This is a genomic window from Limnohabitans sp. B9-3 (assembly GCF_002778325.1).
Taxonomy (GTDB): Bacteria; Pseudomonadota; Gammaproteobacteria; order Burkholderiales; family Burkholderiaceae_C; genus Limnohabitans; species Limnohabitans kasalickyi.
The window spans coordinates 43,606-46,168 of the sequence record NZ_NESI01000013.1 but is presented as its reverse complement, the minus strand read 5'-3'; the positions used below and the strand labels follow the sequence as shown (position 1 = coordinate 46,168).

2 protein-coding genes are annotated in these 2,563 nt (G+C 44.1%); both read right to left on the bottom strand.

Features of this window, described 5'->3' with window-relative positions; genetic code table 11:
- Positions 1 to 112: 112 nt before the first annotated feature.
- The gene (locus B9Z42_RS15800) at positions 113 to 1,510 is read right to left on the bottom strand and encodes a cell wall metabolism sensor histidine kinase WalK (protein WP_100134384.1); all 1,398 of its coding nucleotides are present in this window, start codon (positions 1,508 to 1,510) and stop codon (positions 113 to 115) included.
- On the bottom strand, positions 1,507 to 2,193 hold the full coding sequence (locus tag B9Z42_RS15795) for a response regulator transcription factor (RefSeq protein ID WP_100134383.1): 687 nt from the start codon (positions 2,191 to 2,193) through the stop codon (positions 1,507 to 1,509). The genes B9Z42_RS15800 and B9Z42_RS15795 overlap by 4 nt, the downstream gene beginning before the upstream one ends.
- Positions 2,194 to 2,563 lie beyond the last annotated feature (370 nt).

Here is a 2,563-nt window from a genome sequence, read left to right as displayed (position 1 = left end):
TTACAATGAAAGTACGTGAACCACTTGGGTGTATCACCTGAAGACGAGATAAGGTAGGTCTCAAGTGAGATTTCCTTCTCACCAGACAAATGACGTATGTAATTTGTCAAAGTTAAGGTCCGTCACCTTTGATGCTCAATGGCGCCCTCAAATCGAGGCAAACGCTGTTTTCAGGCGTGACACGCAGCGTCAACTCACCTTGATGCACACGCGCGATTTCTTTGCAAATACTCAAGCCCAGTCCCAAACCTTCTACGGCACGCGAACGGGATGTATCACCCCGAAAAAACCGGTCAAAAGCCAAAGCCTCTAAATCTGGCGGTATCTCTGTGGTTGAGTTCTCTATGGTCAAATGAAGTTGATCATTTGAAGCTTCTAAATTGATTTTGATCCAACCCTCTAGCTTGTTGTACTTCACCGCGTTGGTATAGAGGTTTTGGAGCAATTGGTTGATCAATGAACCATCGCATTCCCAATTAACACCTTGTTGAATTTGCTGCTTGATGGTCAGATTGGATTGAAAAGTTCGTGCATCTTTCACAAACTTTTCCAACACATCTGTCAAACATATTTTGTGCAAATCCAATTTCAAATTATTGGCATCGGCCTTGGATAAGAGCAATAGTTTTTCGGTAATTTGTACCAAGCGCTCAATTTCATCGCCCATCTGCCTGACTTGAATTTGTGCATCAGAGCCAGTGGGCAACTGCGCAATGATTCGCTCTGTGGCGCCCCGCAAAACGCTCAGCGGGGTACGCAACTCATGAGACACATCAGCGGAAAAACGTTTTGCCATTTCAAACGAATGAGCCAAACGCTCGCGCAAATTCACAAACTGCTCAACGATGAGGTCAAACTCCTTGTACGGACTCTGGATCGTTTGTTTCAAGCTTAAGTTTTGAGAATTCAAACTGGCCATTTTTTCCGCAATCAAACGCATAGGTTTTAAAGACGAATAAACCATGAATAACGCCAGTCCAATCATCATCAAAATAATGACTGGGAGGGCTTTCAAAAGGTTTTGATCTCTCAGCGCCCACACTTGCTTCATAAAGTCGGTGATCCACGACCTCTTCAAAACAACAAGATCGCTGTTGACCGTCAATTCGTTTTTAACGGCCATCCATGGGGCGCCGTCAATCGTTTGCACGCCATTAAAAAATGGCGTTATCGCATTGAGCGATGCGGACTCCCATGTCACCCCAGCGGTGCTGAACGAGTCACAGATCCGTGCAAATTCGTCGCTGCGGCCGACATGGCACAACACGTAATGGTCTTTGATGCTGTTGAAGATTTCAAGCTTAGAAGCTTTTTGTGCGCAATGAATAAATGCATGGTTGTCACCCAAATGGGTATTGCACTTTTTGAGATCGTTAGACATCTCGGAGAGGATTGTGTTCTCTGTCTGATCCACTAAAAAATACTGTGCAATATGCCTATTCACAAGAATAATGAGAAATACCAAAGCCGCGAGCTTTATGAATATATTTAATTTGAAAGATTTACTCATTCCAACTCACCCACATTGATGCGGTAACCCACACCACGGATGGATTCGATCAAATTCATATCAGAGCTAAAGCCTCTCGACAGCTTTATTCTGATGCGGCGGATGCAAACATCAACCACGTTGGTCTCGGGGTCGAAATCAATATTCCAAACGTGCTTCAAAATCTGCTGCCGAGAGTAAATATTACCCGGTGATCGAATGAGGTAACTCAATAAACTGAACTCACGTTGACTCAATACAGCGCTTGTGCCATGCCAATGCGCACGACGGTCCACGACATCCAATTGCAGTTGCCCGTATGACAGCTGCTGCGGGGCTGCAGACTGCTTTCGGCCCACCAGCAATTTGATACGGGCTATCAGTTCTTCGACGAAAAAAGGCTTGGGTAAAAAGTCATCGACGCCACGCTCAAACGCCGTCATGCGATCTGACAGCTCACTTTTTGCCGTCAGCATGATGATGGGGACCTCATTGCCCTGCTCCCGCACCTTCGTCAGAACATCGAAGCCACTCATTCTTGGCAGCATCACATCGAGCACCACCAAATCGTAGCGGTGCTCAAAAATTGCATCGAGACCCGATACACCGTCGGCGATGTGGTCTGCCTCAAAACCGGCATGCCTGAGGCCGGGCAAGACAAAGTCTGCAATTTTGATTTCGTCTTCGATTAAGAGGATTTTCATCCCGTCTATTGTCAGTTAAATTTAATTAACCAAAGTTTTCGTCATTAATGACAATAACGTCATTAATGACAAAATCGTCATCATCTAATAACTTGTTCCTTGACGCACCGATATGGGGCTAAAACAAAATGACAAATCTATCATTAATGTCAGTTATTAAATTCAAAGCAACAAATTCGATTGGATAGCAATTAACGTAAGGACGTGAAACCCCATTTAGTTCCAAAGTAAGTCAGTCTCTGACCATGCATCACATGACATTTCTCTATTTTCAGCAGCTCGCCTCTCAATGTCATTCATATTGCAACGTCTATCAAAAAAATAGTCAATTTAATATTATTAATTTTTTTTCAAGTAAAAAAGGCGCGTC